This window comes from Delftia sp. JD2, from assembly GCF_001682645.1.
Taxonomy (GTDB): domain Bacteria; phylum Pseudomonadota; class Gammaproteobacteria; order Burkholderiales; family Burkholderiaceae_C; genus Comamonas; species Comamonas acidovorans.
On record NZ_LFJT01000031.1, the window covers coordinates 48,334 to 73,636 of the forward strand.

Genomic DNA, 25,303 nt, shown 5'->3' on the forward strand with positions numbered 1-25,303 from the left:
CCGCAGCCGGCAGCGGTCATTGCACAATGCGCGCATGCGAATACTGGTCGTCGAAGACAACGCGGGCATTGCCGCAGGCCTGCAGGCCAATCTGCAACAGCGCCGCTACGCGGTCGATGTCTGCACCACCGTGGCCGAGGCCTGGCATGCGCTGGAGATGGAGCGCTTCGATGCCGTGCTGCTGGACCTGGGCCTGCCCGATGGCGACGGCAGCGAAATCCTGCGCCGCCTGCGGGGCCCGCGCCGCCCGGGTGGCGACAGCCAGGCCCTGCCGGACCCCAACACGCCCGTGCTCATCCTGACCGCGCGCGACCAGGTGCGCGAGCGCATCGCCGGGCTGGACCTGGGTGCCGACGATTACCTGGTCAAGCCCTTCGACATCGACGAGCTGGAGGCGCGGCTGCGCGCCATGCTGCGCCGCGCAGGCGGGCAGGCGGCACCCGTGATCCGTCATGGCGAGCTGGAGGTCGACCCGGCCGCGCGCACCGTGCGCCGCGACGGAAAGCTGGTGGAGATGTCGCCGCGCGAGTTCTCCGTGCTCTGGGTGCTGCTGCAGGCGCGCGGGCGCGTGCTCTCGCGCCAGCAGATCGAAGAGCACCTCTACAGCTGGGGCACGGCCGTGGAAAGCAATGCCGTCGAAGTCCACATCCACCACCTGCGCAAGAAGCTGGGCAATGCCAGCATCGTCACCATGCGTGGCGTGGGCTATTTCCTGCCCGTGGAGAACACATGAGCACCGCGCCGGACCGCCGCCCCTCGCTGATCTGGCATCTGATGGCCTGGATGCTGGGCGCGCTGGTCGTGGTCTGGGCCAGCTTCGTGGCGCTGGGCTACCAGACCGGCGTGCACGAGGCCGACGAGCTCACCGACGGCCACCTGGCCGGTGTGGCCGCACTGGTGCTCAACCTCCACGTGGATGGCGCGGTGGACCACGGCGAGGCCACGCCCGTGCACGAGCCGCCGGGCCTCATGGCCCACGACTACCAGCAGTCGCTGAGCGTGGCCCTGTGGGATGGCTCGGGCCGGCTCATCTCGCGCACGGGCGATGCGCCCGAGCCCTCCTTCGACACCGAGCAGGGCTTTGCCACGCTGCGCCTGGGCCCGGAGCGCCGCGCCTGGCGCAGCTTCACCCAGTGGAGCCGCGACCATGCGCGCAAGGTCAGCGTGATGATCGAGCTGCAGGAGCGCGACGAACTGGCCGACGACATTGCGGGCCAGATGGTCGAGCCCGGCCTGTGGCTGCTGCCCGTGGTGGCGCTGGCGCTGGGGCTGGCCATTCGCCGGGGCATGCGGCCGCTCAACGAACTCTCGCGCGAGGTGGAGCGCCTGGACCTGGCCCAGGCCGAGCGCGTCTCGCACCGCCACGCGCTGCGGGAATTCATGCCCGTGGTGAACTCCATCAACACCTTGCTGGACCGCCAGCAGGAGGCGCTGGAGCGAGAGCGCAGCCTGGCCAACGAAGTGGCCCATGAACTGCGCACGCCGCTGGCCTCCATCGCCTTGCAGGCGCGGGCCCTGGGCGATGCGCCGGCTGGTGCCATGGACGCCCCGGCCCAACGCCAGGCGCTGGCGCAGATAGGCCGGGACGCGCTGCACGCCGGCCATGTGCTCAACCAGCTGCTGGCGCTGGCGCGCGCCGGCCGCGCCATGCTGGCCGAGCCGCCCGTGCCCGTGGACCTGGCCGCGCTGGCCCGGCAGGTGGTGGCCGCCCATGCGCAGGCGGCATGGCAGCGCGACTGCAGCCTGTCCGTGCAGGCGCCTGAGGCACTGGGCGTGATGGGCAATGCCGTGCTGCTGGAGCTGGCGCTGCGCAATCTGGTGGAAAACGCCCTTAAGCACACGCCGCACGGCACGCAGATCGAAGTGCAGGCCGGGCAGGGGCCGGATGGCGAGGTCTGGCTGCAGGTCTGCGACGACGGCCGCCGTGACGGCGCAGAGCGCGCGGCAGCGCCCGTGGACAGCCTGCACCTGGGCCACGAGATCGTGGCGCGCGTGCTGCGCGCCCACCAGGGAAGCTTTGGCGAGGCCGCGCCGCCCGAAGGCTTCACGACCTGCTACCGCATGGGAATGCCCGGGACAGGGTTGGCGGCAGCTGGTTAAAATCGCCAGTTACCAAGCGGTTACTGCCGCGATCCCCCGGCCGTGGCCCCGCAGCGCACCCATGACGCAGCGGCGGCTGCCATGCGGCAGGGGCATCCCCCTCTCAACAACTTGATACGGACCCTACACATGCCTCTCGTTTCGATGCGCGAACTGCTGGACCACGCTGCCGAAAACGGCTACGGTCTTCCCGCCTTCAACGTCAACAACCTGGAGCAGGTGCAAGCCGTGATGTCGGCCGCTGACGAAGTGGGCGCGCCCGTCATCCTGCAGGCCAGCGCAGGCGCCCGCAAGTACGCCGGCGAGCCCTTCATCAAGCACCTGATCCAGGCCGCTGCCGAGCAGTATCCCCACATCCCCCTGGTCATGCACCAGGACCACGGCACCTCGCCCGCCATCTGCCAGGGCGCGCTGAACCTGGGCTTCGGCTCGGTGATGATGGACGGCTCGCTGATGGAAGACGGCAAGACGCCTTCCTCCTTCGAATACAACGTGGACGTGACCCGCAAGGTCGTGGAAATGGCCCACAAGCTGGGCGCCACCGTCGAAGGTGAGCTCGGCTGCCTGGGTTCGCTGGAAACCGGCATGGCTGGCGAGGAAGACGGCGTGGGCGCCGAAGGCGTGCTCGACCACTCGGCCCTGCTGACCGACCCCGAGGAAGCGGCCCAGTTCGTCAAGGCCACGCAGCTGGACGCGTTGGCCATTGCCATCGGCACCAGCCACGGCGCCTACAAGTTCACGCGCAAGCCCACGGGCGACATCCTGTCCATCCAGCGCGTCAAGGAAATCCACGCCCGCCTGCCCAACACCCACCTGGTCATGCACGGTTCCTCCTCCGTGCCCCAGGAACTGCTGGAAATCATCCGCCAGTACGGCGGCGCCATGAAGGAAACCTACGGCGTGCCCGTCGAGGAAATCCAGGAAGCCATCAAGCACGGCGTGCGCAAGATCAACATCGACACCGACATCCGCCTGGCGATGACCGGCGCCGTGCGCAAGTTCCTGGCCGAGAACCCCGAGAAGTTCGACGCCCGCGAATGGCTCAAGCCTGCCCGCGAAGCCGCCAAGCAGATCTGCAAGGCCCGCTACATCGAGTTCGGCTGCGAAGGCCAGGGCGCCAAGATCAAGGGCTACACGCTGGAGCAGATGGCCGCCAAGTACGCTGCCGGTTCGCTGCAGCAGGTCGTGAACTGATCGGTTCCTTCCCCTTCAAAGAAAGCCCGCCGGTCCGCCCGGCGGGCTTTTTTGTTGTCAGCGCGGCGCGGGGGCCGCAGCCTGGGACCGCTGGGGTACGGCCATGGCCATCTCGTCATCGGGCACCACGGGCTGGGGGTGGCTGGCGTTCCAGCCCGACACCAGCAGGCTGGTGCCCGACAGCACCAGCAGCAGGCAGACCATCCATTCGACCAGCCGCTTGGGCAGGGCGGGCGGATGGCGCATGTGCAGCCAGGTCACCACCGTCACCACGGGAAAGGCCAGGGCCGCCGCCAGCAGCACGCTGGCGGTGATCTCGCCCTCCCAGGCCACCATCACCAGGCGCAGCAGCGCGCAGGTGAGGAACATGGCAAACAGGCACTGGCGCACCACCAGGCGGTCCAGCGGCTGGCGGTACAGGTGGTAGACCATGGGCGGGCCCGGCGTGGCAAACAGCCCGCCCAGCACCCCCGATGCCACACCGGCCACCCACAGCGACACCGGTCCCGACACCTGCGCGTTGACCTGCTTTTGCAGCAACAGCAACAGCGCGCAGGCCACGATGGCCAGGCCCAGCAGCATGCGCAGCCCGCTCAGCGCATTGCCGCTGAGCCACTGCAGCAGCAGCACGCCGCCGATCACGCCGATGACGCTGCTGATCAGCATGGGCTTGAGCAGGGACCACTGCGGCACCTGGCGGTGGGCGCGCAGGTAGGCCACGCCGTTGACCACGGACAGCAGGCAGGCCACGTTGGCCGCATCGCCAATGCCCATCAGGTGCGTGGCACCGGCCACGCCCACGAAGATCAGCCCGAAGGCAAAGCCCGTCAGGTTCTGGCAAAACGTCGCCAGGCCACCAGGGCCAGGAACATCACATACTGGATCACGCTCATCGAAAGGCTTTCTGGCGCGCCGCTGCGCCGAACCGGCGAAGCTATCACGAAGCGCGAGCCGCTGCCTGCAGGTGCAGGGGGCAGGGCGCCAAGCCGCCGATCGCCAGGCCGCACTCACCGACGCACGGTGTCTCAGCCCGGCGCGTTGAGGCGTTCCAGCCGCTCGGGCGTGCCCACGTCGGTCCAGCGGCCCGTGTACAGGCTGGCCCCCACCTGGCCGGCCGCCATGGCGCGGCGCAGCAGCAATACCAGCGGCACGCGCCATCCCTCGGGGTTGCCGGGCGGGATGTCGCACCAGGGCGCGGCAAACAGCTCGGCGCGCAGCAGCGCAATGGTGCCGTAGGTCTGGCGCGGGCGGGCATCGCCCTCGGGCCAGTCGCAGGCCAGGCCCAGTTCGTCCACGCCGAAGTCGCCACGCGTATGGTGCTCGGGGTTGGGCACCAGCCACAGATGGGCCAGGCGGCCGCTGGCGGCAAATTCGCGGGCCGCCTCGAACGGAAAATCGAAGTCGGGCGCGTAGACGTCGCCGGCCGCCAGCCAGAACACCTCGCCCAGCAGCGGCAGCGCGCGCGCAATGCCGCCGGCGGTCTCCAGCGCCTGCTCGGGCTCGGGGGAATAGGCCAGTTGCAGCGGCTCGCCCCCGTTGTCAGGCACGAATTGGGGGCCGAATCGCGCCGGAATCTGCGCGCCCAGCCAGCCCGTGTTGACCACCGCGCGGCGCACGCCCGCCCGGGCCAGCGCCTGCATGTGGTGCTGCAGCAGCGGCTGGCCCTGCACCTGCAGCAGGGGCTTGGGGGTGGTGTCGGTCAGCGGCCGCATGCGCTCGCCACGGCCTGCGGCCAGCAGCATGGCAGGCGGCTGTTCGGTGAGGGAAAGCGCCTTGGCGGCGGGGAACGGCGGGATGGGCTGGGCGGTCATGGAGGGCAACTGTAGACCATTGCCAGCGGCCATTGCCCCGCGCCCGGGAGCCGAAAACCCCAGTCCTTTAAAATGGCCGGCTTATTCTGATTACCCCCTCCTTCACGGAGCGCCCTGATGGCCAACACTCAACAAATGGCGAATGCGATCCGCGCACTCGCAATGGATGCCGTTCAACAAGCCAACTCCGGCCACCCCGGCGCCCCCATGGGCATGGCCGACATGGCCGTGGCACTGTGGAGCCGTCACCTCAAGCACAACCCCGTCAACCCGCAATGGGCTGACCGTGACCGCTTCATCCTGTCCAACGGCCATGGCTCCATGCTGATCTACGCGCTGCTGCACCTCACGGGCTACGCGCTGCCGATCGACGAGCTCAAGAACTTCCGCCAGCTGCACAGCAAGACGGCCGGCCACCCCGAAGTGGGCATCACCCCCGGCGTGGAAACCACCACCGGCCCGCTGGGCCAGGGCATCACCAATGCCGTGGGCTTCGCGCTGGCAGAAAAGCTGCTGGCTGCCGAATTCAACCGTCCCGGCCACGCCATCGTCGACCACCACACCTACGTGTTCCTGGGTGACGGCTGCCTGATGGAAGGCATCAGCCACGAGGCCGCGGCCCTGGCCGGCGCCTGGAAGCTGGGCAAGCTGGTGGCGCTGTACGACGACAACGGCATCTCCATCGACGGCAAGGTCGCCCCCTGGTTCATCGACAACACGCCCGCCCGCTTCGAAGCCTATGGCTGGAACGTGATCCGCGACGTGGACGGCCACAACGTCCAGGCCCTCGATGCCGCCATCGCCGCTGCCAAGAAGAACAGCTCCAAGCCCACGCTGATCTGCTGCAAGACCAGCATCGGCAAGGGCTCGCCCAACCGCCAGGACACGGCCAAGGCCCACGGCGAGCCCCTGGGCGCCGAGGAAATCGCGCTGACCCGCGCGGCCCTGGGCTGGGAGCACGGCCCCTTCGACATCCCCGCCAGCGTCTACGGCGACTGGGATGCCAAGGCCGCCGGCGCCAAGGCCGAAGCGGCCTGGAACAAGAAGTTCGCCGCCTACGCCAAGGCCTTCCCCGAACTGGCTGCCGACTTCACGCGCCGCATGGCCGGCGACCTGCCTGCCAACTTCGGCGAGATCGCCGCGCAGATCGCCTCCGACGCGCATGACGCAGGCGCCACCGTGGCCAGCCGCAAGGCCAGCCAGCTGGCCCTGGAAGGCCTGACCGCAGCCCTGCCCGAACTGCTGGGCGGCTCGGCCGACCTGACCGGCTCCAACCTGACCAACACCAAGAGCACGCCTTCGCTGCGCGTGGACGACAAGGGTGCCGTGGTCCTGACCGAAGACGGCAAGATCGGCCGCCACATCAACTACGGTGTGCGCGAGTTCGGCATGGCGGCCATCATGAACGGCATCGCCCTGCATGGCGGCTACATCCCCTACGCAGGCACCTTCCTGACCTTCAGCGACTACAGCCGCAACGCCATCCGCATGGCCGCGCTGATGAAGCAGCGCGTGGTCCACGTCTTCACGCACGACTCCATCGGCCTGGGCGAAGACGGCCCCACCCACCAGTCCATCGAGCACGCCGCCTCGCTGCGCCTGATCCCGGGCCTGGATGTCTGGCGCCCTGCAGACACCACGGAAACCGCCGTCGCCTGGACCGTGGCCCTGAGCCAGAAGAACAAGCCCACGGCCCTGCTGCTGTCGCGCCAGAACCTGGCCTACGCAGCCAAGACCGAAGACGCGCTGGACGACATCGCCTGCGGCGCCTATGTGCTGTCCGAGCCCAAGGCCGTCGGCCTGAACAAGAAGGCCCAGGCCGTCATCATCGCCACCGGCTCCGAAGTGCAGCTGGCCCTGGCAGCCCAGAAGCTACTGGCCGAGCGCAAGGTCGCCGTGCGCGTGGTCTCCATGCCCAGCACCACCACCTTCGACAAGCAGGACGCCAAGTACAAGAGCCAGGTGCTGCCGGCCAACCTGCCGCGCATCGCCGTGGAAATGGGCGTGACCGACTTCTGGTGGAAGTACGGCTGCGCCGCCGTCGTCGGCATCGACACCTACGGTGAATCGGCCCCAGCGCCCGTGCTGTTCAAGCACTTCGGCTTCACGGCCGAGAACGTGGCCGACACCGTGCAGGCTGCGCTGCAGCGCGCCGGCAAGTAAAGCTGCGAGAAGGGGCCTGTGGCCCCTTTTTGCCGCCCGCCAGGCCCGGCCTGGCCCTCACCGTTTCAGTTTTTCCGTTTTTCGCAATCCGTCAATCCAAGAGGCAAATATGACGATCAAGATCGGTATCAACGGCTTCGGCCGCATCGGCCGCATGGTGTTCCGCGCTGCCGTGCAGAACTTCAGCGACATCGAAGTCGTGGGCATCAACGACCTGCTCGAGCCCGACTACCTGGCCTACATGCTCAAGTACGACAGCGTGCACGGCCGTTTCAAGGGCGAGGTCTCGGTGGAGGGCTCCAACCTGATCGTCAACGGCAAGACCATCCGCCTGACGCAGGAGCGCGACCCCGCCAACCTGAAGTGGAACGAAGTCGGCGCCGACATCGTGATCGAGGCCACCGGCCTGTTCCTGACCGACGAGACCGCACGCAAGCACCTGGCTGCCGGCGCCAAGAAGGTCATCATGTCCGCGCCTTCCAAGGACAGCACCCCGATGTTCGTCTTCGGCGTGAACTGCAAGACCTACGCCGGCCAGGACGTGATCTCCAACGCTTCCTGCACCACCAACTGCCTGGCTCCCGTGGCCAAGGTGCTCAACGACAAGTGGGGCATCAAGCGCGGCCTGATGACCACCGTGCACGCTGCCACCGCCACGCAAAAGACCGTGGACGGCCCCAGCAACAAGGACTGGCGCGGCGGCCGCGGCATCCTGGAAAACATCATTCCCTCCAGCACGGGCGCAGCCAAGGCCGTGGGCGTGGTGATTCCCGAGCTCAACAAGAAGCTGACCGGCATGTCCTTCCGCGTGCCCACCTCCGACGTGTCGGTGGTGGACCTGACGGTGGAGCTGAACAGCGAAGCCAGCTACGAAGAGATCTGCGCCGAAATGAAGGCCCAGTCGCAAGGCGCGCTCAAGGGCGTGCTGGGCTACACCGAAGACAAGGTCGTGGCCACGGACTTCCGCGGCGAGTCCTGCACCTCGGTGTTCGATGCCGAAGCCGGCATCGCCCTGGACAAGACCTTCGTGAAGGTCGTGTCCTGGTACGACAACGAGTGGGGCTACTCGAACAAGTGCCTGGAAATGGTGCGCGTGGTCGCCGCCAAGTAATCCTGGCGCGAACCGCTGCGGGGCCTGTCGAGGGCCCCGCACCAGGCCGGCATCGGACGCGATGCCGGCCTTTTTCATGGCGGGCAGTGTGCCCTGGCACTGCAAGCGTTGCTCGACAAAGCCGGCACCGGCGGCGCGGCATCATGGCCGCATGACTACTTCATCCGCATTGCACGAGACCATTGGCTTTGACGACTTCCTCAAGGTGGAGCTGCGCGTGGGCCGCATCGTGGACGCCCAGGTGTTCAAGGAGGCGCGCCGCCCCGCCTATGTGCTGCAGGTCGATTTCGGCCCTGAGCTGGGCCTGCGCAAGTCCAGCGCCCAGATCACGGCGCTGTACCGGCCCGAGGAACTGATAGGCCGCCAGGTGGTGGCCGTGCTGAACTTTCCCAGCAAGCAGATCGGTCCCATGCGCTCGGAATGCCTGGTCACGGGATTCCACAACGAGAACGGCGAGGTCGCGCTGTGCGTGCCCGACCGCGAGGTGCCGCTCGGCACCAAGCTGCTGTGACGGCCTGGGTGACTATTGGCCTGGGTGACTATTCGATGCGCACGTCGGCCGCCTTGACGATGCGCCCGGACGCTTCCCAGTCGTCCTTGAGCAGGCGCTGGAATTCGGCGGCCGGCAGGGTGGCGGCTTCCACGCCCACGCGGGCCAGGCGCTCCTGGACCACGGGCTCGGCCAGCACCTTGCGCACGGCGGTGTTGATGCGCTCCACTTCGGCGGGCGGCGTGCCGGCCGGTGCCAGCAGGCCCAGCCAGGAGTCGAAGGCATAGCCGGGCACGCCGGACTCGGCCACCGTGGGCAGATCGGGCAGGAAGCGCGAGCGCTGCTGGCCCGAGTAGGCCAGCAGTTTGACGCGCGGGTCCTTCTGGAAGGCCAGCATGCCGATGGTGGCGCCCGTGACCAGTTGCACGCGGCCGGCCAGCAGCTCGGTCGTGGCGTCGCCCGTGGATTTCATGGGGATGTGCTGCAGCTTGATGCCCGCCTGCGCGGCCAGCGAGGCCGAGGCCAGGTGCGAGGCGCTGCCATTGCCGGCCGACGCATAGTTGAGCTGTCCCGGCTGGGCCCTGGCGCGCTGCAGCAGCTCGCCCAGGGTCTGCACGCCCGAGGCGGCCGGCACGCCCACCACATAGCCCGTGCGGCCCAGGAAGGACACGCCCACGAAGTCCTTGAGCGGGTCATAGGGCAGCTTCGCGTACAGATGGCCGGCCAGGTTGTGGCTGGCCGCAGCCAGCACCAGGGTGTTGCCGTCCGGCGCGGACTTGGCCACCTGGGCCGTGCCCACGCTGCCACCCGCGCCCGCCCGGTTTTCCACCACCACGGTGGCGCCCAGGGCCTGGCCCAGTTCATTGCTGAAGGTGCGTGCCACCGTGTCCTGCGTGGCGCCTGCGCCGAAGGGCACGACGATGCGGATCACGCGTTCGGCATGCACGGCCGGTGCCAGTCCCAGGGCCAGGGCTGCTGCCAGCAGAACGCGGCGGGTGACGGGAGAAGGGTGAGGGGTTTTCATGGGGAAGTTTCCTGGGGGACGGCAAGCCACCGCTCCACCAGCCGCACGAAGTAGCTGGCGCCGATGGCAAGGATGTCGTCGTTGAAGTCGTAGGAGCGGTTGTGGATCAGGCAGGGGCCGTCGCCATGGCCGGGCAGTCGGTGATCGCCCTGGCCGTTGCCGATGAAGGCGTAGCAGCCGGGCCGCGCCTGCAGCATGTGGGCGAAGTCCTCGGCCGCCAGCACGCCGGGGAACTGCGTGTCCACGGCGTCGTCGCCCGCGATCTCGCGCATCACGGCGGCGGCGAAGGCGGCCTCGGCCGCGTGGTTGACCAGGGGCGGCGAGGCGCGCCGGAAATGGATCTCGGCCCTGCAGCCATGGGCCAGGGCCGTATGCTCGGCCTGGCGGCGCAGGGCGGCTTCGAGGATGTCCAGCGCCGCCACGGAGAAGGTGCGCACCGTGCCGCCCACCCAGGCGCTGTCGGGAATCACGTTGGGCGCGTCCGAGCCCTGGATCTGCGTGACCGCCAGCAGCGCGCGTTCGCGCGAATCCACATGGCGCGCGACCAGGGTCTGCAGCTGCTGGGCCAGGTCAATGGTGGCGGCCACCGGATCGATGCCCGTGTGTGGCAGCGAGGCATGCGTGCCCTGCCCATGCAGCACGATGCGGAAGGTGTTGCTGGAGGCCATGAGCGCGCCCGGGTTGAGCGCGAAGCTGCCCACGCGGTCCAGCGCGAAGTTGTGCAGGGCGAAGACCGCATCGCAGGGGAAGCGCTCGAACAGGCCTTCGTCGATCATCCTGCGTGCGCCGGCCTTGCCCATCTCTTCGGCCGGCTGAAAGATCAGGTGCACCGTGCCCGCGAAGTCGCGCGTGCGCGCCAGATGCCAGGCCGCGGCCAGCAGCATGGTGGTGTGGCCGTCATGGCCGCAGGCATGCATGCGGCCTGCGTGCTGCGAGCGGTGGGCAAACCGGTTTTCTTCCTGCAGCGGCAGCGCATCCAGGTCGGCGCGCAGGCCGATGGTGCGCGTGCCGTGGCGTGCGTCCGTATGCCTGCCGCGCACCACGCCCACCACGCCCGTGCCGGCCAGGCCGGTGTGCACCTCCACGCCCCAGGAGGCCAGGCGTTCGGCCACGATGGCCGAGGTGCGGTGTTCCTCGAAGCCCAGCTCAGGGTGGGCATGCAGGTCGCGCCGCAGGGCCACGAAGGGCGCCATGTCGGCAAAGCTTTCGATCAGGTGGGGCAAGACGGTCTCCGGCCGCAGCCGGCCCATGCCTGCTGCGGCGAATCCCGGATTCTGTAAAACCGCCAGCCCTGTGGCAACGAAGCAAAACGCATATGCATGCGCCCTGCATGCACAAGCCGAACGGGCCGATCAAGCCGTTCAGGCGGACGTCACAGGGCCCTCAGGACTGCGCCATGCGCTGCGCGAGAAAGTCCAGGAAGGCCGTGATGCGCGCGGCCAGCGCCGTGTTGCGGTAATAGACGGCGTGGATGGGCTGGCGCTGCTGCACGGTCTCGCGCGCCAGCACCTGCACCAGCTCGCCCTGGGCGCGATCGCGCACGGTCATGAAGTCGGCCAGGCAGACCACACCCTGGCCTGCCAGGGCCAGCTGACGCATGGTCTCGCCGCTGGATGCCGTGAGCTGGGGCGCGGCATCCCAGCGGTCGCCGCCCTCGGGCGTGCGCAGCGGCCAGTGGTTCAGGCCGGGCACCTGGCTGTTGCCAATGCGCTGGTGGCGCGCCAGCGCGGCCACGCTCGCCACGGGACCATGGGCCTGCAGGTAGGCGGGGCTGGCCAGCACGCGCAGCACGCTGTGGCACAGCAGCCGCGCATGCAGCGTGGAGTCGCGCAGCTCGCCGATGCGGATGGCGATGTCGGTGCGCTGGGCCAGCAGGTCGATGTGCAGGTCATCGGTGTTCAGCTCCAGCGTGATCAGCGGATAGAGCGCGCGGAACTCGCCGACCAGCGGCACGATGGCATGCAGCATGAAGGGCGAGGCCGCGTTGACGCGCAGCAGCCCGGCCGGCGCCTGGCGCCGCGCGGCCAGTTCCTCCTCGGCCGCGTCCAGGGCCTGCAGCACCTCGCGCGTGCGGGCCAGGAAGCGCGCGCCTTCCTCGGTCAGCTCCAGGCTGCGCGTGGTGCGCCGCACCAAGGTGGTGGCCAGCTTTTTCTCCAGGCGCGACAGGCTGCGGCTGATGCCCGAGGTGGTCTGTCCCAACTGCTCGGCCGCCGCCGTGATGCTGCCGCAGTCGATCACGGCGCGAAAGGCCTGCAACTCGTCCAGGGTGGTTTTCATGGGGCGCCAGCTTGGCGCAATTGTTGCTGCAGCGTCAAATATTTTCTGCTGATACCAGGCTTTATCTGCAAGCGTTAACCCGCCAGACTGCAGTCTTCGGGGCGTGGTTCCGCGCCTTGTTTGCTTTTTGAAAGACCTGCATGACATCGACTGCCTCTCTCGCTTCCGTGGTGCCCGCGTTCGGCCTGGGCACCTTCCGCCTCAAGGATGAGGTGGTGCGCCACTCCGTGGGCCAGGCCCTGGAGGTGGGCTACCGCGCCATCGACACCGCCCAGATCTACGGCAACGAGGCCGATGTGGGTGCCGCCATCGCCGCCAGCACCGTGCCGCGCGATCAGCTCTTCCTCACCACCAAGATCTGGACCGAGAACCTGTCCGCCGACGCGCTGATCCCCAGCCTGGAGCGCAGCCTTGAAGCCCTGCGCACCGACCATGTGGAGCTGACGCTGATCCACTGGCCCTCGCGCAGCGTGCCGCTGGAGGACAGCCTGGGCGCGCTCATGCGCGCCAGGGAGCAGGGGCTGACGCGCCACATCGGCGTGTCCAACTTCAACATCGCGCTGCTGCAGCAATCCATCGCCGCCGTGGGCGCCGCGAACATCGCCACCAACCAGATCGAACTGAGCCCCTATCTGCAAAACCGTGCCGTCACCGACTTCGCACGCCAGCAGGGCATTCACACCACCTCGTACATGACGCTGGGCTACGGCAAGCTGCTGGCCGATCCCGTGCTGGCCGACATCGCCACCGCCCACGGCGCCACGCCCGCCCAGGTGGCGCTGGCCTGGGCCATGGCCATGGGCTATGCCGTCATTCCCTCGTCCACCCAGCGCGCCCACCTGCAGGCCAACCTGGACAGCTGCCAGCTGGTGCTGGGCGCCGAAGACATGCAGCGCATCGCCGCGCTGGAACGCGGCGACCGCCAGGTCAGCCCTGACGGCCTGGCTCCCGCCTGGGATTGAACGGGGGGCTGTGATCGGGGGCCTGCGCGGCCCTGCGGGCTTTGACCTGGAGCAACGCAATGGTGACCCTAGGGGTAGTACTAGGGTTATCACAGTATCGAACGACCGTGCTTTTTATGAGAATGCACGTTCAATCGAGAAACCAGGAGACGAGCAGCATGAGTGACCGCCCATGGCTGGGTGCCTATCCGGCAGGTGTGCCCGCCGACATCGATCCCTCCCAATACCCCTCGCTGGTGGCCCTGATGGAGGAGGCCTTCAGCCGCTACGCGGACCGCGTGGCCTATTCCTTCATGGGCAAGGAGCTGACCTACTCGCAGGTCGATGCGCAAAGCCGCGCCTTCGCCGCCTATCTGCAGAGCCTGGGCCTGGCCCGCGGCGACCGCGTGGCGCTGATGATGCCCAACATTCCCCAGTACCCCGTGGCCGTGGCCGCCGTGCTGCGTGCGGGCTTCGTCGTGGTCAACGTCAACCCGCTGTACACGGCCCGCGAGCTGGAGCACCAGCTCAAGGACTCGGGCGCCAAGGCCATCGTCATCATCGAGAACTTCGCCCACACGCTGCAGGCCTGCAAGGCCGCCACGCCCGTGCAGCACATGGTGCTGTGCACCATGGGCGACCAGCTGGGCATGCTCAAGGGCGCCATCGTCAATTACGTGGTGCGCAAGGTCAAGAAGCTGGTGCCGCCGTTCTCGCTGCCGGGGGCCGTGCGCTTCAACGACGCGCTGGCCAAGGGCATGCGCTCGCCCTTCCAGGCGCCGCAACTGCAGGCCTCCGACATGGCCCTGCTGCAGTACACGGGCGGCACCACGGGCGTGAGCAAGGGCGCCGTGCTGCTGCACAGCAACATCATCGCCAACGTGCTGCAGTCCGAGGCCTGGAACCAGCCCGCCATGGGCAAGGTGCCGGCCGGCGAGCAGCCCACCAGCATCTGCGCGCTGCCGCTGTACCACATCTTCGCCTTCACGGTGAACATGATGCTGTCCATGCGCACGGGCGGCAAAACCATCCTGATTCCCAATCCGCGCGACCTCAAGGCCACGCTCAAGGAACTGTCCACGCAGCGCTTTCACAGCTTCCCGGCCGTGAGCACGCTGTTCAACGGCCTGGCCAACCACCCGGACTTCAACACCGTGGACTGGTCGCACCTGAAGGTCTCGGTCGGCGGCGGCATGGCGGTGCAAAGTGCCGTGGCCCAGCTGTGGCTGCAAAAGACCGGCTGCCCCATCTGCGAGGGCTACGGCCTGTCGGAGACCAGCCCCTCGGTCAGCTGCAACCCCGTCAACTCCACCGAGTTCTCGGGCACCATCGGCGTGCCCCTGCCCAGCACCTGGATGAAGCTCGTCGATGACGAAGGAAACGACGTGACCACCATCGGCGAGCGCGGCGAGGTCGCCATCAAGGGCCCGCAGGTCATGGCCGCCTACTGGCAGCGCCCCGACGAAACCGCCAAGGTCTTCACCGCCGACGGATATTTCCGCACCGGCGACATCGGCACCATGGACGAGCGCGGCTACTTCAAGATCGTGGACCGCAAGAAGGACATGGTCCTGGTCAGCGGCTTCAACGTCTATCCCAATGAAGTGGAAGACGTGGTCTCCAACTGCCCCGGCGTGCTCGAATGCGCCGTGGTCGGCGTGCCCGACGAGAAGACCGGCGAGGCCGTCAAGCTGGTCATCGTGCGCAGGGACGACAGCCTTACCGAGCAGGCCGTGCGCGATTTCTGCCACGACAACCTCACGGGCTACAAGCGGCCTCGCGTGATCGAGTTCCGCACCGAACTGCCCAAGACCCCGGTCGGCAAGATCCTGCGCCGGGAGCTGCGCGACAGCAAGTAACGCGGGCGGCTTGCCGTGTTTGCAAAGAGGCGCTGCGGCGCCTCTTTTCATTGGGAGGGAACACGTCTTCAGAACACGCCCAGACCCGCCATGACCAACGCCGCCAGCGCCACGGCCGCCGCATTGAGGCAGGCCAGCGCAAAGCCGAAGCGCACCAGCTCGCCTTCTTCCTGGGCATTGGTCCGTGCCAGGCCCAGCACCAGCATCACGATGGACAGGGAGCCCAGCGCCGCATGTCCGGCGGCGCTGTTGTGCACGGCGGCCAGCAGCAGGTGCGAGGACTCTGGCAGCAGGGCGATGGCGGGCATGAAGATCGCGTTGCCGCCCACGTTGGAGCCCGTCATGTAGCCGGCCAGCGCGCCGAAGGCCGCCACGATGGGCGCCAGGGCAGCGGGCGCCAGCTCGGCCAGCAGCTGCACCAGGCCGGACAGGAAACCGGCCTTGACCATCATCTGGGACATGGCCAGAAAGAAGAAGATGGTCAGCAGCGGGCGCTTGGCGCGGGCGGCCAGAGCACCAACCAGGGCAACGCCATGGCCGGCCCCGCGCGCCAGCAGCAGTGCCAGCACCAGGGTCAGCGCCACGCCCGGGGAGGCCAGCGGCTTCCAGGCCACCTGGGCGCCCTGCACGATCCAGCGCTGGTCCCACTGCGTGGCCAGGGCCAGCAGCTTGAGCAGCACGATGGCAAGGGCGAGCGCCAGATACGGCCAGGCCTGTCGCGGCCAGCCGGGTGCCGCCTGGGCCGTGCCGCGCAGCAGCAGCGCGCGCACCAGCATGCCCAGCGCCACCGCAAAGCCTGCGCCCACGCCCGCCACCTCGGGGCCCATCCAGCGGCTGATGCCATGCAGCACGCCCACGAACAGCAGGCCAAAGCCGCCCAGCAGCAGCCAGGCCCGCGCACCGCGCTCGCCGGCCAGATGCAGGGACAGGGCGCCCAGCACCAGGAACACCGGCGCGCTGGTCAGCGAGGACACAGCGGCCAGCGCGGCCGCGTCCACATGGGCCAGCGAGGCACCGATCACCGTGGCCAGGCCCAGCGTGCCCCAGGGCATGATGGCCATGCCCGCCAGCGCCATGCGCAGCGCGGCGCGCCGCTCGAACAGGCTCAGCAGCAGCGGCACGGTGGCGATCAGCGACACGCCAAAGCCCGTCATCGCCTCCAGCAGCGGCGCCAGGCCCAGCACGATGAACACCACCTGATCGGCCGGCCCCAGGCCCAGCGAGCGCACCCACTGGCTCAGCGCCTGGTTCACGCCCATGCGTTCGATGAGGATCACAAAGCCCAGGCCCGGCACGATCACGAAGGCCGTGCTCAGGAACAGCACGCCCGTGTCGCGCGCTGCGGCCAGGGCGGCGCCGGAAGCGGCGGTGCCCGTCGCCATCCAGGCATCGACCAGCCACAGCAGGGCGACCAGCGCCGCCCCGGCCATGGCCGCCTGCACAGGCGGGCGGCGCAAGACCATGAGCATGGACATCACAAGAAACACGGGAGACAGGTGGAGCAGGGTGGCCATGGGATGGGCTTTCTCGGCAGGCAGGTCCGCATGCGTTGGATGCGGAAAACGACGAAATACTATTTCGCGGCACCTGTTTTTTGGTCTCTGAATTGGGGGTGTTTGCGAGAAAATTTCTCACCCTCCAAAAGTCCTCGCTTCCCATGACCAAGCACACCGCCCACCCTGCTCACCTGGCCGACCTGGACGGCTTCGACCGCGCCATCCTGGCCATCGTCCAGCGCGACAGCACGGTGCCGCTGCGCCTGCTGGCCGAGCAGGTCAACCTGTCCACGGCCGCCGTGCAGCGCCGCCTCAAGCGCATGCAGGCCGAAGGCGTGATCACCGGCCAGGCCGCCACCGTGGACCCCACGCGCGTGGGCCGGCCCATCACCATCATCGTGGAGGTCATGACCGAGCGCACCAGCATCGACGCGCTCAACGCCATGAAGTCGCACTTCGCCGTGCCCGAGGTCCAGCAGTGCTACTACGTCACGGGCGAGGTGGACTTCGTGCTCGTCCTCACCGTGGCCACCATGCAGGAGTACGAGGCCCTGGCGCGGCGCCTGTTCGCCGAGAACCCCAACGTCAAATGGTTCAAGACCATCGTGGCGCTGGACCGCGTGAAGGTGGGGCTGGAAATTCCCTGCGAGTGAAGGCCCTTTGGCGCAATCTTGACAGCCGCGGAACGGCCGCCTACATTGAATGGAATGATCGTTCCAATTAAATGAGCCACCATGCGCACCAAGGACTTCGACCCCGATGACATTGCAGACGCCGCCATGCAGGTGTTCTGGCAGCGCGGCTACGCGGCCACCTCGGTGCAGGACCTGGTGGACGGCACGGGCCTGTCGCGCAGCAGCCTGTACGGCACCTTCGAGAACAAGCAGGGGCTGTTCCAGCATGCGCTGCGCCGATATGAGGCCGTGACCACCTCCAACGTGGAACTGCTGTCCGGCCCGGGACGCGCCCGGGACCTGGTGCGGCAGCTGCTGCTGCGCATCGTGCAGGACGAATTGAGCGATGCCGGGCGCCGTGGCTGCCTGGTCGCCAATGCCGCGCTGGAGCTGGCCGGCCATGACGAGGCCGTGGCCGAGAGGGTGGCCGGCAACTTCCAGCGCCTGCAAAAGGCGCTGGAAAAGCTCATCCTGCGGGGCCAGCAGGAAGGCGACATCACCGACAGCAAAAAGCCGCGCGCCCTGGCGCGCTTCGTCCTGAACACCGTGCAGGGCCTGCGCGTGCTGGGCAAGGGAAGCAGCGCGCCGCAGCGCCGCCAGTGCCTGATGGACGTGGTCGACGTGGTCGACATGGCGCTGCAGGCGCAATAGCCGGCCACCCGTCACCCGCCGCGCGCATGTCGTGCCGTTGCGGGTTTTTATTTTCCTTGAATTGGAATGATCGTTCCATTAATCCGGATTTCAGTTTTCCGTGTCTGTCCCACTCTCTCATCACCCTGGAGTTCCCATGCATTCAAACCTTCAAACCACCATTGCCGTGCTCGGCACGGGCCTGATCGGTGCGCCCGTCGCGCGCAACCTGCAACGCAAGGGTTTCACCGTCCGGGCCTGGAACCGGACGGCCGCGAAGGCCCAGGCCCTTGCGGCCGACGGCGTTCAGGCCTGCGGCGATGCGGCCGACGCCGTGCGTGGCGCCCGCATCGTCGTCACTGTGCTCAAGGACGGGCCGGCCGTGCTGCAGGCCATGCAGGCTGCAGCGCCCGCATTGCAGCCGGGCACACTGTGGCTGCAACTGAGCACGGTGGGTGTGGACGCTATCGCGTCGCTGGCGCAGTTCGCCGATCGGCATGGCCTGGTGTTCTACGACTGCCCCGTGCAGGGCACGCGCCAGCCGGCCGAGCAGGGCCAGCTGGTCATCCTGGCCGCAGGCCCGCTGGCGCAGCGCGGCCAGGTGCAGCCGGTGTTCGATGCCATTGGCAAACGCAGCCTGTGGATTGCGCAGCAGGCAGGCGCCGCCAGCCGGCTCAAGCTGGCGCTCAACCACTGGGCCTTCGCACTCACGCATGGCCTGGCCGAAAGCCTGGCGCTGGCCAAGGGGCTGGACATAGAACCGGCCCTGGTGGTCGATGCCGTCACGGGCGGGCCCATGGACAGCGGCTTCTTCCAGGCCAAGGCCGCTGCCATGCTGTCAGGCCGCTACGACGCCAGCTTCACCGTGGCCAATGCCGTCAAGGACGCTCAACTGGTGGCCGATGCCGCAGCCGGCGCAGGCCTGCTGCTGGATGGCGCCCAGGCCGGGCTGCGCCGCTTCGAGCGCGCGCTGGCCGCAGGACATGGCGACAAGGACATGGCGGCATCCCACCTGATATCCCATCCAGCCTCCCATGCCTGAGATGCGCAGCGAGGAAAAGGCAATGAACCAGCCCATGGACACCTCCGGCGACACGGGCCTGCCGCTGGGCAGGCTGCTGGCCCTGGCGATGGCAGCCTTTCTGGCCATCATGACCGAGACCCTGCCGGCCGGCCTGCTGCCCCAGATCGGCACGGGACTGGCAGTGTCCGAAGCCATGGCCGGCCAGATGGTCACGCTGTACGCGTTGGGTTCGGTACTGGCCGCCATTCCCGTCGTGGCCGCCACGCGCGGCCTCAGGCGCCGGCCGCTGTTCATGGCGGCGGTGGGCGGGCTGCTGCTGTTCAACAGCCTCACCGCGCTGTCCGGCCACTACGGCCTGACCCTGGTCGCCCGCTTTGCCGCAGGCATGGCTGCGGGCGTGATCTGGGGGCTGGTGGCCGGCTATGCGCGGCGCATGGTGCCGCCGCATCTGCAGGGGCGTGCACTGGCCGTGGCGGGCGTGGGCCAGCCGTTGGCCCTGGCGGCCGGCGTGCCGCTGGGCGCCTGGCTGGGCAGCCTGTTCGACTGGCGCGGCGTGTTCTGGGCGCTGTCGGCGTTGTGCCTGCTGCTGCTGGCCTGGGTGCGGCTGGGTGTGCCGGATTACGCCGGGCAGACGGCGCACCAACGCCAGCCCGTGGCGCGCATCCTGCTCGTGCCCGGCGTGCGCCCCGTGCTGCTGGCGCTGTTCGGCTGGATGCTGGCCCACAACATGCTCTACACCTTCATCGCGCCCTTCCTGGCTTCGGCGGGTCTGGGGCAAAGGGTGGATGGGGTGCTGCTGCTGTTCGGCCTTGCGGCCATTGCCGGCATCTGGCTCACGGGCCTGCTGGTGGACCGCTGGCTGCGCGCACTCACCGTGCTGAGCCTGGCCTTGTTTGCCGTGTCTGCGCTGGTGCTGGGCCTGGCCGGGCAGTCGGCCGTGGCCGTTCTGATCGGGGTTGCGGCCTGGGGCCTGAGCTTTGGCGGCGCGCCCACGCTGCTGCAGACCGCGCTGGCCGACGCGGCAGGCGAGGGCGCCGACGTGGCCCAGTCCATGCTGGTGACGGTATTCAACCTGGCCGTGGCGAGCGGCGGCGTGGCCGGCGGACTGCTGCTGGGCTGGCGGGGTGCCTCCGCCTTGCCCTGGGCGCTGGCGGTGTTGGCGCTGGCCTGCCTGTCCGTGGTCTGGCCGGCCAGCCATGCGGGCTTTCGGCCTGGGCGGCGCAGCATGGCTGCCTGAGGCACCCGCATCGCTGTTGCACCCGCATCGCTGTTCCCTCAACAGACTGGGCAGCAAAGGGGCCACATGCCGCTGCGCATGTGGCCCTTGTTGCGTGCGATCAATCTTCCTATAATTGTTTTACCCCATGAACTGTGATTCATGGATAAAACAAATGGCGCCTTCCCCGCCATGATCCACCGACGTTGATGGAGAGACACATGTCCGAATCCGCTCAGAACACGCCCCGCACCTGGGACCAGCCCGAAGGCTCCAGCTTCGAACAATGGATGGAGTCGCGCGTGGCGCGGTTTTCCACGCGCAAGTACGACTTCGACGCGCTGAAGTTCCAGGCCGACTTCGACCCCAAGTACCGCCGTGGCCAGATGCGCTACATCGGCACGGGCGGCACGGGCGTGGCGGCGGACAGCAACACCATCCCGTCCGAGAACTTCACCTTCTCCACCATGGTCATCCCGGCCGGCAATGAAGGCCCCTCGCACCTGCACACCGATGTGGAGGAAGTCTTCTTCCTGATCCGCGGCAAGCTCAAGCTCGTGCTGGAGAAGGACGGCCAGCGCTTCGAGACCATCCTCACCGACCGCGACGTGGTCTCCGTGCCGCCCGGCGTGTACCGCGAGGAAATCAACATCGGCGACGAAGACGCGCTGATGTGCGTGATGCTGGGCGCCAAGAAGCCCATCACGCCCACATACCCGCCCGAGCACCCTCTGGCAAAAATCAAACGTTGAGTAGCGGGCCTGCCATGACCGCGCAGACGCTGCAGCGCATGGAGCAGCGCCTTCAGGCGCAGTTCCCCGAACACCTCATCGCCCTGCCCGGTGGCGCTCAGGCCGCCTGGCGCGAGGCCGGCGACACGGCCTCGGACTTTGCCGTGGTGATGCTGCACGGCATCAGCTCGGGCGCCGCCTCCTGGCTGGACGTGGCCCTGGCGCTGGCGCCGCGCGCGCGTGTGCTGGCCTGGGACGCGCCCGGCTATGGCCGCTCCACGCCGCTGGCATCCGCCGCGCCCACGGGCGCCGACTACGCCCGCGTGCTGGAGCAGTCGCTGCAGGCGCTGGGCGTGCGCCGCTGCCTGCTGGTGGGCCATTCGCTGGGCGCGCTCATGGGCACGCCCTGGGCGGTGCAGGCCGGTGCCGGGCGCGTGCGGCAACTGGTGCTGATCAGCCCCGCTGGCGGCTATGGCGCACCCGGCATGGGCGAGCAGCAGGCCAAGGTACGCCAGGGCCGTCTTGCGGCCCTGCAGGAAAAAGGCATCGAAGGCCTGGCCGCCGCCATCGACCAGCGCCTGGTCTCGCCCGCCGCGCCCGAGCCCGTGCGCCAATGGGTGCGCTGGAACACGGCGCGCCTGCATGCTGCCGGCTACGCCCAGGCCGTGGAGCTGCTGTGCGGCAGTGACCTGGGGCAGGCGGCGGGGCAACTGGCCATGCCGGTCGAGGTCTGGGTGGGCGAGCACGACGTGGTCACGCCGCCCGCTGCCTGCGCGGCCTGGGCCGCAAGGCTGGGCGCGCGGTACGTTACGCTTGCGGCAGCCGGCCATGCCTCTGTCGTCGAACAACCTGCGGATGTCGCACAGAGGCTGGCCACCCTGCTGACCTGATGGCCTACCGGCCCGAATTGCGATGAGCGACACCTCCGAAACCCTCTCGAACGACAACGACCGCTACACCGTCCCCGCGCTGGAGCGCGGCCTGCGCCTGCTGGCCTGCTTCACGCCTTCGCAGCCCGTGTGGAGCGCGCCCGACCTGGCGCGCACCCTGGCGCTGCCGCGTTCCACGGTGTTCCGGATGCTGACGACGCTGGAGAACATGGGGTATCTGCAACGCTCGGGCACCGAGTACCGGCTGGGCCTGTCCGTGCTGCGCCTGGGCTACGACTACCTGTCCACCCAGCCGCTGGCCCAGCTGGCCGAGCCCGTGCTGCAGGCGCTGTGCGAGCGCCTGGGCTTCACCACCAACCTGGCGCTGCTGGACGGCACCTCCGTGGTCTACGTGGCGCGCATTGCGCCGGCCGGCGCCTTCCAGGGCGCCGTGCGCGTGGGCTCGCGCCTGCCGGCCCATGCCACCGTGCTGGGCCGCGCCCTGCTGCAGGACATGGACGCAGACCAGCTGCGCGAACTCTTCGGCGGCAGCGAACTGCCGCAATTCTCGGAAAGCACCCCGCGTGACGTGCAGCAACTGCAGCAGCTGCTGCTGCAGGACCGCGAGCGCGGCTACGCCATGGGCGAGGGCTTCTACGAGCCCGGCGTCTCCAGCATTGCCGCGCCCGTGCGTGATGCGCAGGGCCGCATCATCGCGGGCCTGGGCATGGCCGTGGCCTTTACCGAAATCGCACCCGGGCGCATGGCGCACTGGGTGGAACAGGTGCGCGAGGCCGCCGTCGAACTGACGGGCCACCTGCGCACCCAGCATCCTGGTTTTCTGCGCTGAGGAGACGGTGCCCCCACCGGCCTTCAGCGCGTTCTTGCTCAGAAAGAAATGACGATGAATATTGCTGTGATTGGCTGCGGTGCGATTGGCGCCAGCGTGCTCGAACTGCTCAAGGGCCATGCCGCGGTGCAGGTGGGCTGGGTGCTTGTGCCCGAAGTGACGGACGCCGTGCGCGCCACCCTGGCCCGGCATGCGCCCCAGGCGCGCGCACTGCCTGCGCTGACGACTGAGGACCGGCCCGACCTTATCGTCGAATGCGCAGGCCATACCGCCATCGAAGAGCATGTGCTGCCCGCCCTGCAGCGCGGCATTCCTGCCGTCGTGGCCTCCATCGGCGCACTCAGCGCCCCCGGCATGGCCGAGGCCGTGCAGGCGGCGGCCGAGGCCGGAGGCACCCAGGTGCAATTGCTGTCGGGCGCCATCGGCGGTGTGGATGCGCTGGCCGCAGCCCGCATCGGCGGCCTGGACGAAGTGGTCTACACCGGCCGCAAGCCGCCCCTGGCCTGGACCGGCACGCCCGCAGAACAGCGCTGCGACCTCGCCAGCCTCAAGGAAGCCTTCTGCATCTTCGAAGGCAGCGCACGCGAGGCCGCCCAGCTCTACCCCAAGAACGCCAACGTGGCCGCCACCCTGTCGCTGGCCGGCATGGGCCTGGACCGCACCACGGTGCGCCTGTACGCCGACCCGGCCGTGGACGAGAACGTGCACCATGTGGCCGCGCGCGGCGCCTTCGGGTCCATGGAATTGACCATGCGCGGCAAGCCGCTGGAGGCCAACCCCAAGACCTCGGCCCTCACCGTCTACAGCGTGGTGCGCGCCGTGCTCAACCAGGCCACGGCCATCGCCATCTGAGCCGGGCCGGGCACAGGCTCGCGGCACAATGGGCGCTTTCGCCCCGCAGGCGGCCTCCGGGCCGCCTTTGCTTTTTGCCTGTGCCGTTGAAACGTTGAAAGAGAAGCCACCATGACCATCGCCATCCTCAGTGCCCTGCCGCAGGAACAGGAAGGCCTGGTCCATGCCCTGTCCGACGCCCAGGGCACGGCCCACGCCGGCCGCATGTTCTGGCGCGGGCGCCTGCATGGGCATGACGTGGTCTGCGCGCTGTCGGGCATAGGCAAGGTGGCGGCGGCCACCACGGCCACGGCGCTGATCGAGCGCTTCGGCGTGCGCCGCATTGCCTTCACCGGCGTGGCTGGTGGCCTGGGCGAAGGCGTGCGCGTGGGCGATGTCGTCGTGGCCGACGAATACCTGCAGCACGACCTGGACGCCTCGCCCATCTTCCCGCGCTGGGAAATGCCCGGCTACGGCCGCACGCGCCTGCCCTGCGACCCCGAAATGACCGCCGCGCTGCTGGCGGCCGCCCAGGCCTGCGTGGCCGAGGCGGGCGAAGACCTGCGCGCCGCCCACGCCACCACGGCGCCGCGCGCGCACCAGGGGCTGATTGCCAGCGGGGACCAGTTCGTGGGCACGGCGGGCGCTTTTTCCGCGCTGGCGCAGGGCCTGCGTGCTGCAGGGCATGAGGTGCTGGCGGTGGAGATGGAAGGCGCCGCCGTGGCGCAGGCCTGCCTGGACTATGGCGTGCCGTTTGCTGCGATGCGGACTGTTTCCGATCGGGCGGATGACAGTGCGCATGTGGACTTTGCGGAGTTTGTGAGGGTGGTGGCGAGTCGGTATGCGTTGCGGGTTGTTGATGGGTTTTTGCGGCGGCTTGCTGTTTGATTTTTGACCCTGGCGGGGACGTTTTTTGATCCTGCCGGGGGGGTGTTTTTCGAGGCCGGGTTTCGGCCCGGCGGCCGACCTACTTTCTTATCGCGCGATAAGAAAGTAGGCAAAGAAGCGCGCCCCGCACTGCCCACGACCCTTCGCTTCGCTACGGGCGACCTGCGTTGGGCGGGATACGGGGTGCGCCGTGAAACTCGTTACGCGCTGCGCGCTTCACTCAAACATCACGGCGAGCTAGACAACGAAGCAGCCCTGTCCTTCGGCAGGGCTGCCACCCCGCATCCCGTCCAACGCAGGCGTGGGCAGAAGGGGGGAGGCTGAGGGGCAGCCAACAGCCGGAGCCTTCGCTGCGCTCGGCCTGGCTATGTGCTGGCGCGGTACGTGGCGTCGCAGCCTGCGGCTCTGGCTTCGCCTTGCACGTAGTCGGTCAGGGACTCGGCGGCGTCGCGGATGGTGCGCAGGGCGTGGGCCAGGGCTTGCGGGCGTTGGTAGTCCTCCGGCGCATGCAGGCTGGCCAGGGCCAGTTGGGCCAGAGCCCCTATCTCATTGCAGCCCTCGCGGACCCAGCTGTTGGTTTCGGTGAGGGTGCGGGCCAGTTGCTCGATGCTGGCGTGGGCGGGCAGAGGATGCTGTTGATCGCTCATGTTTCCGTACTCCTTTGAGAGAGACGTGAAACCACCAAATCCGCGTTTTGACGCACGAAGAAGGTGGACGGGATGTTCAAAACACGCTCAAAGCCGTGCGGACGCCCTTACGGGTAGCCCCATCCCGCCCGTAACCGCAGGGACGTGGGCATGCGCCCACTGTCCAGTGATTCAGACGTGACAAGGCCTCGTTAACGGAGAGGCCGCACCGCTTTGAGAAAAGGTGTTTTGAAGCACCAGCCCCGGAACAGGGGGCCACCGAAATCATAGAGGCATTCCACAACCCCGACTCAAACCCCAGGCCGAGCGAAGCGACGGCCCGCACCCACTCCCCGTATGAACGCGCCTGCGGCGTGGTGGTTGTGGGGTTGCAGTCCTGCCGAAGGACAGGACTGCTTCGTCATCTGACTCGCTGCGGTTGTCTGAGCGGAGTTCACGCAGTGAACGCAGCGAGTTCCGCAGCGAACCCCGCAACCG

Annotated in this window: 23 protein-coding genes and 1 pseudogene; 17 read left to right on the forward strand and 7 right to left on the reverse strand. The window is 68.5% G+C overall.

Going from position 1 to position 25,303, the window contains the following annotated elements; all coding sequences use genetic code 11:
• Positions 1 to 34 precede the first annotated feature (34 nt).
• From ACM14_RS17535 to fba, 3 genes are all read left to right on the forward strand, one after another.
• On the forward strand, positions 35 to 733 hold the full coding sequence (locus tag ACM14_RS17535) for a response regulator transcription factor (protein WP_013804530.1): 699 nt from the start codon (positions 35 to 37) through the stop codon (positions 731 to 733).
• Positions 730 to 2,100 (forward strand): two-component sensor histidine kinase, encoded by a 1,371-nt coding sequence (locus tag ACM14_RS17540; protein ID WP_012202866.1) that lies wholly within the window; start codon positions 730 to 732, stop codon positions 2,098 to 2,100. Before ACM14_RS17535 ends, ACM14_RS17540 begins: the two co-directional genes overlap by 4 nt.
• 129 nt (positions 2,101 to 2,229) lie before the next feature.
• On the forward strand, positions 2,230 to 3,294 hold the full coding sequence (fba, locus tag ACM14_RS17545) for a class II fructose-bisphosphate aldolase (protein ID WP_013804528.1): 1,065 nt from the start codon (positions 2,230 to 2,232) through the stop codon (positions 3,292 to 3,294).
• 57 nt (positions 3,295 to 3,351) lie between these two features.
• On the opposite strand, the pseudogene ACM14_RS17550 reads toward fba, so the two are convergent.
• A pseudogene (locus ACM14_RS17550) lies at positions 3,352 to 4,187 on the reverse strand (TSUP family transporter).
• Positions 4,188 to 4,319: 132 nt separating this feature from the next.
• A complete protein-coding gene (locus ACM14_RS17555; RefSeq protein ID WP_065346868.1) occupies positions 4,320 to 5,105 on the reverse strand; it encodes a nucleotidyltransferase family protein in 786 nt (261 codons plus the stop codon).
• Between the two features lie 117 nt (positions 5,106 to 5,222).
• Here ACM14_RS17555 and tkt point away from each other — a divergent pair, with 117 nt between their 5' ends.
• From tkt to ACM14_RS17570, 3 genes are all read left to right on the forward strand, one after another.
• The gene (gene tkt / locus ACM14_RS17560; protein ID WP_012202870.1) at positions 5,223 to 7,268 is read left to right on the forward strand and encodes a transketolase; all 2,046 of its coding nucleotides are present in this window, start codon (positions 5,223 to 5,225) and stop codon (positions 7,266 to 7,268) included.
• Between the two features lie 109 nt (positions 7,269 to 7,377).
• Positions 7,378 to 8,379 carry a type I glyceraldehyde-3-phosphate dehydrogenase gene (gap, locus tag ACM14_RS17565; RefSeq protein ID WP_012202871.1) on the forward strand — a complete coding sequence of 334 codons (1,002 nt, stop codon included), beginning with the start codon at positions 7,378 to 7,380 and terminating at the stop codon, positions 8,377 to 8,379.
• 151 nt (positions 8,380 to 8,530) lie between these two features.
• Positions 8,531 to 8,890, forward strand: a complete 360-nt coding sequence (locus ACM14_RS17570; RefSeq protein ID WP_026062619.1) for a tRNA-binding protein — start codon at positions 8,531 to 8,533, stop codon at positions 8,888 to 8,890.
• A 28-nt stretch (positions 8,891 to 8,918) separates the two neighbouring features.
• On the opposite strand, the gene ACM14_RS17575 is transcribed toward ACM14_RS17570, so the two are convergent.
• The 3 genes from ACM14_RS17575 to ACM14_RS17585 form a co-directional block, all read right to left on the reverse strand.
• Positions 8,919 to 9,893, reverse strand: a complete 975-nt coding sequence (locus ACM14_RS17575; protein ID WP_065346869.1) for a tripartite tricarboxylate transporter substrate binding protein — start codon at positions 9,891 to 9,893, stop codon at positions 8,919 to 8,921.
• On the reverse strand, positions 9,890 to 11,143 hold the full coding sequence (locus ACM14_RS17580) for a M20 aminoacylase family protein (protein WP_084027400.1): 1,254 nt from the start codon (positions 11,141 to 11,143) through the stop codon (positions 9,890 to 9,892). Before ACM14_RS17580 ends, ACM14_RS17575 begins: the two co-directional genes overlap by 4 nt.
• A gap of 133 nt (positions 11,144 to 11,276) precedes the next feature.
• Positions 11,277 to 12,170, reverse strand: a complete 894-nt coding sequence (locus ACM14_RS17585; protein WP_065346870.1) for a LysR family transcriptional regulator — start codon at positions 12,168 to 12,170, stop codon at positions 11,277 to 11,279.
• Positions 12,171 to 12,310: 140 nt separating this feature from the next.
• Here ACM14_RS17585 and dkgB point away from each other — a divergent pair, with 140 nt between their 5' ends.
• A complete protein-coding gene (dkgB, locus tag ACM14_RS17590) occupies positions 12,311 to 13,132 on the forward strand; it encodes a 2,5-didehydrogluconate reductase DkgB (protein ID WP_065346871.1) in 822 nt (273 codons plus the stop codon).
• Between the two features lie 158 nt (positions 13,133 to 13,290).
• Positions 13,291 to 14,970: a long-chain-fatty-acid--CoA ligase gene (locus tag ACM14_RS17595; RefSeq protein ID WP_065346872.1), complete on the forward strand. Its 1,680-nt coding sequence runs from the start codon at positions 13,291 to 13,293 to the stop codon at positions 14,968 to 14,970.
• A 68-nt stretch (positions 14,971 to 15,038) separates the two neighbouring features.
• On the opposite strand, the gene ACM14_RS17600 is transcribed toward ACM14_RS17595, so the two are convergent.
• Positions 15,039 to 16,484 (reverse strand): L-lactate permease, encoded by a 1,446-nt coding sequence (locus ACM14_RS17600; RefSeq protein WP_065346873.1) that lies wholly within the window; start codon positions 16,482 to 16,484, stop codon positions 15,039 to 15,041.
• A 143-nt stretch (positions 16,485 to 16,627) separates the two neighbouring features.
• Between ACM14_RS17600 and ACM14_RS17605 the strand changes: the two genes are divergently transcribed.
• From ACM14_RS17605 to ACM14_RS17645, 9 genes are all read left to right on the forward strand, one after another.
• Positions 16,628 to 17,119: an Lrp/AsnC family transcriptional regulator gene (locus ACM14_RS17605; protein ID WP_016449824.1), complete on the forward strand. Its 492-nt coding sequence runs from the start codon at positions 16,628 to 16,630 to the stop codon at positions 17,117 to 17,119.
• A gap of 81 nt (positions 17,120 to 17,200) precedes the next feature.
• A complete protein-coding gene (locus ACM14_RS17610) occupies positions 17,201 to 17,791 on the forward strand; it encodes a TetR/AcrR family transcriptional regulator (RefSeq protein ID WP_013804518.1) in 591 nt (196 codons plus the stop codon).
• A 136-nt stretch (positions 17,792 to 17,927) separates the two neighbouring features.
• Positions 17,928 to 18,812 carry an NAD(P)-dependent oxidoreductase gene (locus ACM14_RS17615; protein WP_065346874.1) on the forward strand — a complete coding sequence of 295 codons (885 nt, stop codon included), beginning with the start codon at positions 17,928 to 17,930 and terminating at the stop codon, positions 18,810 to 18,812.
• Positions 18,813 to 18,834: 22 nt separating this feature from the next.
• Positions 18,835 to 20,031 carry an MFS transporter gene (locus tag ACM14_RS17620; protein ID WP_065346880.1) on the forward strand — a complete coding sequence of 399 codons (1,197 nt, stop codon included), beginning with the start codon at positions 18,835 to 18,837 and terminating at the stop codon, positions 20,029 to 20,031.
• 200 nt (positions 20,032 to 20,231) lie between these two features.
• Positions 20,232 to 20,762 carry a cupin domain-containing protein gene (locus ACM14_RS17625; protein WP_012202881.1) on the forward strand — a complete coding sequence of 177 codons (531 nt, stop codon included), beginning with the start codon at positions 20,232 to 20,234 and terminating at the stop codon, positions 20,760 to 20,762.
• 14 nt (positions 20,763 to 20,776) lie between these two features.
• Positions 20,777 to 21,631 carry an alpha/beta fold hydrolase gene (locus tag ACM14_RS17630; RefSeq protein ID WP_065346875.1) on the forward strand — a complete coding sequence of 285 codons (855 nt, stop codon included), beginning with the start codon at positions 20,777 to 20,779 and terminating at the stop codon, positions 21,629 to 21,631.
• Between the two features lie 22 nt (positions 21,632 to 21,653).
• Positions 21,654 to 22,460, forward strand: a complete 807-nt coding sequence (locus ACM14_RS17635; RefSeq protein ID WP_012202883.1) for an IclR family transcriptional regulator — start codon at positions 21,654 to 21,656, stop codon at positions 22,458 to 22,460.
• 54 nt (positions 22,461 to 22,514) lie between these two features.
• Entirely contained in the window at positions 22,515 to 23,312 is a 798-nt protein-coding gene (locus tag ACM14_RS17640; protein ID WP_043825460.1) for an aspartate dehydrogenase, read from the forward strand.
• A 111-nt stretch (positions 23,313 to 23,423) separates the two neighbouring features.
• A complete protein-coding gene (locus tag ACM14_RS17645) occupies positions 23,424 to 24,179 on the forward strand; it encodes a 5'-methylthioadenosine/adenosylhomocysteine nucleosidase (protein ID WP_065346876.1) in 756 nt (251 codons plus the stop codon).
• A 365-nt stretch (positions 24,180 to 24,544) separates the two neighbouring features.
• Here ACM14_RS17645 and ACM14_RS17650 read toward each other — a convergent pair whose 3' ends face one another.
• A complete protein-coding gene (locus ACM14_RS17650; protein ID WP_017406711.1) occupies positions 24,545 to 24,826 on the reverse strand; it encodes a hypothetical protein in 282 nt (93 codons plus the stop codon).
• Between the last annotated feature and the right edge of the window lie 477 nt (positions 24,827 to 25,303).